Origin of the sequence: Escherichia whittamii (assembly GCF_014836715.1) — a bacterium.
GTDB lineage: Bacteria > Pseudomonadota > Gammaproteobacteria > Enterobacterales > Enterobacteriaceae > Escherichia > Escherichia whittamii.
Window position 1 is genome coordinate 227,170 of record NZ_JACSQI010000007.1, and the last position, 8,521, is coordinate 235,690.

Below are 8,521 nucleotides of genomic sequence, written 5' to 3' on the forward strand. Positions count from 1 at the left end.
CATGCCTAATTTCTTTATCGATCGCCCGATTTTTGCGTGGGTGATCGCCATCATTATCATGTTGGCAGGGGGGCTGGCGATCCTCAAACTGCCGGTGGCGCAATATCCTACGATTGCACCACCGGCGGTCACGATCTCCGCCTCCTACCCCGGCGCTGATGCGAAAACAGTGCAGGACACGGTGACACAGGTTATCGAACAGAATATGAACGGTATCGATAACCTGATGTATATGTCTTCTAACAGTGACTCCACGGGTACTGTGCAGATCACCCTGACCTTTGAGTCTGGTACTGATGCGGATATCGCGCAGGTTCAGGTGCAGAACAAACTGCAACTGGCGATGCCGTTGCTGCCGCAAGAAGTACAGCAGCAAGGGGTGAGCGTTGAGAAATCTTCCAGCAGCTTCCTGATGGTTGTCGGTGTTATCAACACTGACGGCACCATGACGCAGGAAGATATCTCCGACTACGTGGCGGCGAACATGAAAGATGCCATTAGCCGTACGTCGGGCGTTGGTGACGTTCAGCTGTTCGGTTCACAGTACGCGATGCGTATCTGGATGAACCCGAATGAGTTGAACAAATACCAGCTAACGCCGGTTGATGTCATTACCGCTATCAAAGCACAGAACGCCCAGGTTGCAGCTGGTCAGCTCGGCGGTACACCGCCGGTGAAAGGCCAGCAGCTTAACGCCTCTATTATTGCTCAGACGCGTCTGACCTCTACTGAAGAGTTCGGCAAAATTCTGCTGAAAGTGAATCAGGATGGTTCCCGCGTGCTGCTGCGTGATGTGGCGAAGATTGAGCTGGGTGGCGAGAACTACGACATCATCGCGGAATTTAACGGACAACCGGCTTCTGGTCTGGGTATCAAGCTGGCGACCGGTGCGAACGCGCTGGAAACCGCTGCGGCAATCCGTGCTGAACTGGCGAAGATGGAACCATTCTTCCCGTCAGGTCTGAAAATCGTTTATCCGTACGACACGACGCCATTCGTGAAAATCTCCATTCACGAAGTGGTTAAAACGCTGGTCGAAGCGATCATCCTCGTGTTCCTGGTAATGTATCTGTTCCTGCAGAACTTCCGCGCGACGCTGATTCCGACCATTGCCGTACCGGTGGTATTGCTGGGGACCTTTGCCGTCCTTGCCGCCTTTGGCTTCTCGATAAACACGCTAACAATGTTCGGGATGGTGCTCGCCATCGGCCTGTTGGTGGATGACGCCATCGTTGTGGTAGAAAACGTTGAACGTGTGATGGCGGAAGAAGGTCTGCCGCCGAAAGAAGCCACACGTAAATCAATGGGGCAGATTCAGGGCGCACTGGTGGGTATCGCGATGGTGCTGTCGGCGGTATTCATCCCGATGGCCTTCTTCGGCGGCTCTACTGGTGCAATCTATCGTCAGTTCTCCATTACCATTGTTTCGGCAATGGCACTGTCAGTGCTGGTAGCGTTGATCCTGACTCCGGCACTTTGTGCCACTATGCTGAAACCTATCGCTAAAGGCGATCACGGCGAAGGCAAAAAAGGCTTCTTCGGCTGGTTTAACCGCATGTTCGAGAAGAGCACGCACCACTACACCGACAGCGTAGGCGGTATTCTGCGCAGTACGGGGCGTTATCTGGTGCTGTATCTGATCATTGTGGTTGGCATGGCGTATCTGTTTATACGTCTGCCAAGCTCCTTCTTGCCAGATGAAGACCAGGGTGTATTTATGACCATGGTCCAACTGCCAGCGGGTGCGACGCAGGAACGTACGCAGAAAGTGCTCAATGAGGTGACGGATTACTATCTGACCAAAGAGAAGAATAACGTTGAGTCGGTATTCGCCGTTAACGGCTTCGGCTTTGCGGGACGTGGTCAGAACACCGGTATTGCGTTCGTTTCGTTGAAGGACTGGGCTGATCGTCCGGGTGATGAAAACAAAGTTGAAGCGATTACCATGCGTGCGACGCGCGCCTTCTCGCAAATTAAAGATGCGATGGTCTTCGCCTTTAACCTGCCTGCGATTGTGGAACTGGGTACGGCAACCGGCTTCGACTTTGAGTTGATTGACCAGGCTGGCCTCGGTCACGAAAAACTGACTCAGGCACGTAACCAGTTGCTGGGCGAAGCAGCGAAGCATCCTGATCTGCTGACCAGCGTGCGTCCGAACGGTCTGGAAGATACGCCACAGTTTAAGATTGATATCGACCAGGAAAAAGCTCAGGCGCTGGGTGTTTCTATCAACGACATTAACACCACTCTGGGCGCTGCATGGGGCGGCAGCTACGTGAACGACTTTATCGACCGCGGTCGTGTGAAGAAAGTTTACGTCATGTCAGAAGCAAAATACCGCATGCTGCCGGAAGATATTGGCAACTGGTATGTGCGTGCTGCTGATGGCCAGATGGTGCCGTTCTCGGCATTCTCCTCTTCGCGTTGGGAGTACGGTTCGCCGCGTCTGGAACGTTACAACGGCCTGCCATCCATGGAGATCTTAGGCCAGGCTGCACCAGGTAAGAGTACCGGTGAGGCAATGGCGCTGATGGAACAACTGGCGAGCAAACTGCCTACCGGTGTTGGTTACGACTGGACGGGGATGTCCTATCAGGAACGTCTCTCCGGCAACCAGGCGCCGTCGCTGTATGCGATTTCGTTGATTGTCGTGTTCCTGTGTCTGGCAGCATTGTACGAGAGTTGGTCGATTCCGTTCTCCGTTATGCTGGTGGTTCCGCTGGGGGTTATCGGTGCATTGCTGGCAGCCACCTTCCGCGGCCTGACCAACGACGTTTACTTCCAGGTGGGCCTGCTCACAACCATTGGGTTGTCGGCGAAGAACGCGATACTTATCGTCGAATTCGCCAAAGACTTGATGGATAAAGAAGGGAAAGGTCTGATTGAAGCGACGCTTGATGCGGTGCGGATGCGTTTACGTCCGATCCTGATGACCTCGCTGGCATTTATCCTCGGTGTTATGCCGCTGGTTATCAGTACTGGTGCAGGTTCCGGCGCGCAGAACGCAGTTGGTACCGGTGTAATGGGCGGGATGGTGACCGCAACGGTACTGGCGATCTTCTTCGTTCCGGTGTTCTTCGTGGTGGTTCGCCGCCGCTTTAGCCGCAAAAATGAAGATATCGAACATAGCCATACAGTCGATCATCACTGATTAACGTCGTAATCACTAAGGCCGCGCAAGCGGCCTTTTTTATACACGTAATCTTAATGTCGAAATGTTTATAGTTAATGATTTCAAACGTAAGTTAGTTTTAACACCGCATAAAATTCATAAAAAATACTTATTGTTAGTTAATTTATATTAAGTAGTACCGATGGATTTAATAACCCCCAGGCATCTAGAGGCTATTCTTAATTATTTGCGGCAATTCTTTATTTGTTCATGTCAATTACATCATAATCAGAGTAATCTTGGGTATTAGTGTGACAAATCGTCAGACCATTTAATCACTCTCAAACATCCTGATTACGTTATGTTATGAATAGCATCAGACAAAGTGCTTTAGCCATTACGTCGTCGACGCTGGAATGAGGAAGAGAGCCTTTTTTCCCTCTCTTCCTCCTAATTGTAATTTTTCGTAATAATACGATGAAAACCGCCAAAGAGTAGCTTATAGTTAATCTAACAAGTGAGAGGGCAAGGCCAGGTTTGTAAGTTTTCCATCCCAAAAGGTGTCCATTAGTTCAACCGCTAAGAAGGGGGACGCGTTATGGATGAATACTCACCAAAAAGACATGATATCGCGCAGCTTAAATTTCTCTGCGAAACCTTGTATCATGACTGTCTTGCAAACCTTGAAGAAAGTAACCATGGTTGGGTTAACGACCCTACCTCGGCCATCAATCTGCAGCTTAATGAACTCATTGAGCATATAGCAACCTTCGCACTTAATTACAAAATTAAGTATAATGAAGACAATAAGCTCATTGAGCAGATAGATGAATATCTGGACGACACCTTTATGTTGTTCAGTAGTTATGGTATTAATATGCAGGATCTCCAGAAATGGCGGAAGTCAGGTAACCGATTGTTCCGTTGTTTTGTGAATGCCACTAAAGAGAATCCTGCGAGATTATCTTGTTAGAATTATTACAACCATGGGTAGAAGTATGTCCGATAAACCTTTAACGAAAACCGATTATTTGATGCGTCTGCGTCGTTGCCAGACAATTGACACGCTTGAGCGTGTTATCGAGAAAAATAAATACGAATTATCAGATAATGAACTGGCGGTATTTTACTCAGCCGCAGATCACCGCCTCGCAGAATTGACCATGAATAAACTGTACGACAAGATCCCCTCCTCTGTATGGAAATTTATTCGGTAATTAAATAGCAGACATTCGAAGATGTAACAGACTGTTTATTAACATTATTATATTATTCGCAATGAAAGCATACTGCATGTGACCTTCGTCACACTCGGGAAACGGGAACGTTCTCTTAACTGACTTTTCGCATTACCGTGTTGCCGCATTTTCAGCAACAGGAGGTCAGTAATGAGCACAGAAAAAGAAAAGATGATTGCTGGTGAGTTGTATCGCTCGGCAGATGAGGAGTTATCTCGCGATCGCTTGCGCGCTCGTCAGCTTATTCACCAATACAATCATTCCGCACCGGAAGAACAAACATTACGCCAGAAAATTCTCACCGATTTATTCGGCCAGGTAGCAGATGCTTATATTGAGCCCTCTTTTCGCTGCGACTATGGCTATAACATTTTTTTGGGTAAAGGGTTTTACGCCAACTTCGATTGCGTGATGCTCGATGTCTGCCCAATTCGTATCGGTGATAATTGCATGTTGGCACCAGGTGTTCATATTTATACCGCAACGCACCCTGTCGACCCGGCAGAACGTAATAGTGGCGCTGAACTGGGGAAACCGGTGACAATCGGCAATAACGTCTGGATTGGCGGACGTGCTGTCATCAACCCTGGTGTGACCATTGGTGATAACGTCGTGGTGGCCTCTGGCGCCGTCGTCACAAAAGATGTTCCTGCTAACGTTGTGGTAGGCGGTAACCCGGCCACTGTCATTAAAAAACTGTAACCATAGTTGCAACTGTTATGCAAAATTGTGGTTAATCTGTTACTTTCATCATAGTATTCCCACGTTAAAATAGGGTGTTCCCTGAAAAGTTACAGATACCACAAAGGCAAAAGATGACTGAAATACAACGCCTGCTGACCGAAACAATTGATACACTGAATGCACACGAAAAACGCGATAACAAACCTCGCTTTAGTATCAGTTTTATCCGTAAACATCCGGGGCTGTTTATCGGCATGTATGCCGCTTTTTTTGCCACTCTGGCTGTGATGTTACAGTCTGAAACGCTGGTTGGTTCAGTCTGGCTCCTGGTGGTATTGTTCATCCTGCTTAACGGTTTCTTCTTTTTTGACGTTTATCCGCGTTACCATTACGAAGATATCGACGTTCTGGATTTCCGGGTTTGCTACAACGGCGAATGGTACAATACACGCTTTGTTCCTACTGCATTGGTCGACGCTATTCTGAATTCGCCGCGTGTCGCGAACATCCACAAAGAACAGCTGCAGAAAATGATCGCTCGTAAAGGTGAGTTGTCCTTTTACGATATTTTCACACTCGCCCGCACCGAAGCGACTTCATAAATTGTATCGCCCTCACCAGGCGTAAACATCCGCGCCTGGTGAATTGACAACAATCGTTGCCACAACTCATTTAACGAAACTACCCCGCATCACTTATCTTTTGCATGCCCTTATTCGCTATCGGATATACTTTCCCTACACTGCGTAAATAAGGACATGCTGGTGAGAACACGACATCTGGTCAGCCTAATTTCAGGAGTACTGATCCTTTCCGTTCTTCTGCCTGTGGGCTTAAGTATCTGGCTGGCTCATCAACAGGTAGAAACGTCATTTGTTGAGGAGCTGCATACCTACTCATCCCGCGTCGCTATTCGCGCCAACAAAGTGGCGTCGCAAGGGAAAGATGCACTACAAAAACTGGAAAAATGGCAAGGCGCAGCCTGTAGCGAGGCTCATTTAATGGAAATGCGCCGGGTATCTTATAGCTATCGCTATATTCAGGAAGTGGTCTATGTCGATAACAACGTTCCTCAGTGCTCTTCTCTGGAACATGAAAGTCCGCCTGATACCTTCCCCGAGCCAGGTAAAATATCGAACGATGGTTATCGGGTATGGTTAACCTCGCACAACGATTTAGGTATTATCCGCTACATGGTCGCTATGGGAACTGCACATTACATAGTGATGATTGACCCAGCCTCGTTTATAGATGTGATTCCTTATAGCTCGTGGCAAATTGATGCCGCGATTATTGGCAATGCGCATAACATTATCATTACCAGCAGTGACGAAATAGCCCAGGGAATTATTACCCAGCTACAAAAAACACCGGGTGAACACATCGAAAAGAATGGAATCATTTACGATATCCTGCCTCTCCCTGAGATGAACATTTCCATCATCACATGGGCTTCGACAAAAACATTACAAAAAGGCTGGTATCGGCAGGTCTTTATCTGGTTGCCTGTCGGATTGTTAATTGGCCTACTGGCGGCAATGTTCGTTCTGCGGATTTTACGCCGCATCCAGTCACCGCATCATCGCCTGCAGGATGCTATCGAAAACCGCGATATTTGCGTGCACTATCAGCCTATTATCTCATTATCAAATGGAAAGATTGTCGGGGCCGAAGCGCTGGCGCGCTGGCCGCAGACAGACGGTAGCTGGTTGTCACCGGATAGTTTTATCCCGCTGGCGCAACAAACTGGCCTGTCAGAATCTCTGACTCTGCATATTATAAAAACGGTGTTTGAAGATATGGGCGACTGGCTGCGTCAGCATCCGCAGCAGCATATTTCGATCAATCTTGAATCCACTGTGCTCACTTCGGAAAAAATCCCGCAATTGCTGCGTGAAATGATCAATCACTACCAGGTCAACCCCAGACAGATCGCTCTTGAACTGACCGAACGCGAGTTTGCCGATCCCAAAATCAGCGCCCCGGTAATCTCCCGATATCGGCAGGTTGGTCATGAAATTTATCTTGATGATTTTGGTACCGGTTATTCGAGCTTAAGTTATTTGCAGGATTTGGATGTCGATATTCTGAAGATCGATAAATCCTTCGTTGATGCGCTGGAATATAAAAATGTCACACCGCATATCATCGAAATGGCAAAAACGCTGAAACTTAAAATGGTGGCGGAAGGGATCGAAACCAGCAAACAGGAAGAGTGGCTACGCCAGCATGGCGTGCATTACGGCCAGGGGTGGTTGTACAGCAAAGCATTACCGAAAGAGGAGTTTGTACGCTGGGCAGAACACCATCTGTGAATTTTAGGGCTGGCGGCACGCCGCACAGCCCGTCACGCTACTCGTCGATGATTGACTCGAACCCACCGTAGATCATTCGTTTACCATCAAACGGCATGGACTCACCAAACTCTTTCATCCGTGGGTCTGACATCATCTTCTGATTGGCAGCGTCGCGGACCTCTTTTGAAGGGTATTCAATCCAGCTAAAAACCACTTCCTCATTCTCTTCCGCTTTGACCGCCATGCGAAAATCGGTCACTTTGCCATTCGGTACATCGCTGGCCCAGCATTCAACAATGCGCAGGGCGCCAAACTCTTTAAACAGCGGCGCGGCCTTTGCGGCCATTTCCCGATAGGCATCCTTTTTGTCGGCAGGAACAGCAACCACAAAACCATCAACATACTTCATCAGACATACCTCCGAAGCGTACTGCGCAGCCAGAAAATTCTTGCGGCATCAGTCGTGGTTAAAGTTTAGCCACATTGAGATTTTTTGACGAAACGGTGGGAAGGCAGAAATGGGTGGGGGCCCTGCCAGCTACATCCCGGCACACGCGTCATCTGCCTTGGCTGCTTCCTTCCGGACCTGACCTGGTAAACAGAGTAGCGTTGCGGGGGAACCAACAGAGCCCCCATTGAGAGCGTTGAGAACCAACGCGCAGGCGCATTATCACTGCTGCCCCTGCTAATTGCAACCCATTGCGTGCCAGATGCTGGTTTCTTGCGCAATGCGGCTTCACTCGGGCGTTTTTCCAGATTATGCTGAAAAATTATCTCAGGAAGAAAAGATGGAAAAAGAAGATTCATTTCCCCAACGCGTGTGGCAAATCGTAGCCGCTATTCCCGAAGGGTATGTCACTACTTACGGCGATGTCGCGAAACTGGCAGGCTCGCCCCGTGCCGCGCGCCAGGTTGGCGGTGTGTTAAAGCGCCTGCCCGAAGGTAGCACGTTGCCCTGGCACCGGGTAGTTAATCGCCACGGCACAATCTCATTAACCGGTCCAGATTTACAGCGCCAGCGCCAGGCCTTGCTGGCAGAAGGTGTGATGGTATCAGGAAGTGGGCAAATCGACTTGCAGCGTTATCGCTGGAACTACTAGCCCCCTCCGGGAGGCTGTCTCTTATACACAAGTCCCCACCCGGGGATTTGTGATGTCTGTCAGTCTGCTTTAGGGGGGACTCTTTCCATC

8 protein-coding genes and 1 other RNA gene are annotated in these 8,521 nt (G+C 49.0%); 7 read left to right on the plus strand and 2 right to left on the minus strand.

Features of this window, described 5'->3' with window-relative positions; translation table 11 throughout:
- Window position 1: 1 nt before the first annotated feature.
- The 6 genes from acrB to H9644_RS13255 all read left to right on the plus strand — a co-directional run bounded on the left by acrB (window position 2) and on the right by H9644_RS13255 (window position 7,349).
- Window positions 2-3,151, plus strand: coding sequence for an efflux RND transporter permease AcrB (gene acrB / locus H9644_RS13230; RefSeq protein ID WP_064529086.1), 3,150 nt, complete (start codon window positions 2-4; stop codon window positions 3,149-3,151).
- Window positions 3,152-3,710: 559 nt separating this feature from the next.
- Complete coding sequence (gene tomB, locus H9644_RS13235) at window positions 3,711-4,085, plus strand: Hha toxicity modulator TomB (RefSeq protein ID WP_064529087.1); 375 nt, start codon at window positions 3,711-3,713, stop codon at window positions 4,083-4,085.
- Window positions 4,086-4,110: 25 nt separating this feature from the next.
- Entirely contained in the window at window positions 4,111-4,329 is a 219-nt protein-coding gene (locus H9644_RS13240; RefSeq protein WP_001280991.1) for an HHA domain-containing protein, read from the plus strand.
- Between the two features lie 171 nt (window positions 4,330-4,500).
- Window positions 4,501-5,052: a maltose O-acetyltransferase gene (maa, locus tag H9644_RS13245; protein WP_064529088.1), complete on the plus strand. Its 552-nt coding sequence runs from the start codon at window positions 4,501-4,503 to the stop codon at window positions 5,050-5,052.
- A gap of 113 nt (window positions 5,053-5,165) precedes the next feature.
- Entirely contained in the window at window positions 5,166-5,636 is a 471-nt protein-coding gene (locus H9644_RS13250) for a YlaC family protein (protein ID WP_064529089.1), read from the plus strand.
- Between the two features lie 162 nt (window positions 5,637-5,798).
- Window positions 5,799-7,349 carry an EAL domain-containing protein gene (locus H9644_RS13255; RefSeq protein WP_191774917.1) on the plus strand — a complete coding sequence of 517 codons (1,551 nt, stop codon included), beginning with the start codon at window positions 5,799-5,801 and terminating at the stop codon, window positions 7,347-7,349.
- Between the two features lie 37 nt (window positions 7,350-7,386).
- Here the strand turns inward: H9644_RS13255 and H9644_RS13260 are convergent, their stop codons facing one another.
- Both H9644_RS13260 and ffs read right to left on the minus strand, forming a co-directional pair.
- On the minus strand, window positions 7,387-7,740 hold the full coding sequence (locus H9644_RS13260) for a DUF1428 domain-containing protein (protein ID WP_064529090.1): 354 nt from the start codon (window positions 7,738-7,740) through the stop codon (window positions 7,387-7,389).
- Window positions 7,741-7,860: 120 nt separating this feature from the next.
- Window positions 7,861-7,957: signal recognition particle sRNA small type (gene ffs, locus H9644_RS13265), an RNA gene on the minus strand.
- 162 nt (window positions 7,958-8,119) lie between these two features.
- On the opposite strand from ffs, the gene H9644_RS13270 reads away from it, so the two are divergent.
- Complete coding sequence (locus H9644_RS13270) at window positions 8,120-8,431, plus strand: MGMT family protein (RefSeq protein WP_000409911.1); 312 nt, start codon at window positions 8,120-8,122, stop codon at window positions 8,429-8,431.
- Window positions 8,432-8,521: the final 90 nt, after the last annotated feature.